The organism is Bacillus sp. SIMBA_008, from assembly GCF_046535495.1.
GTDB lineage: Bacteria > Bacillota > Bacilli > Bacillales > Bacillaceae > Bacillus > Bacillus subtilis.
Map to the genome: position 1 here is coordinate 1 of NZ_JAWRWL010000206.1, position 318 is coordinate 318.

At 35.5% G+C, this 318-nt stretch carries 1 protein-coding gene; it reads right to left on the reverse strand.

Features of this window, described 5'->3' with window-relative positions; genetic code table 11:
• A partial coding sequence (locus tag SB658_RS22850; RefSeq protein ID WP_410602531.1) for a BMP family ABC transporter substrate-binding protein occupies window positions 1–318 on the reverse strand: 318 nt, incomplete at both ends.

Here is a 318-nt window from a genome sequence, read left to right on the forward strand (position 1 = left end):
GTGATAAATTGTGTTTTCGGATAATCTTCACTGATTAAATTGAAAATTTCGCTGTATTCATTGCCATGGCCAATAATCAAATTGACTCCTTTTTTGTGAAATTCTTCAATGGCATCAACGATTTTCTCTTTGTCGACCATTCCTTCCTTATAATAAACATCTACACCAAATGTTGATTGAATATTTAATAAGCCTTTATAACCTTTCGTTCCCCAAACTTGATCATTAATAGTATCGGGGACGAGTAAACCCACCTTCTCAATCTGTCCTTTTAAAGGTGCCTGTGAGCAGGCAGATAATAGGAGAAGGAACGAAAAG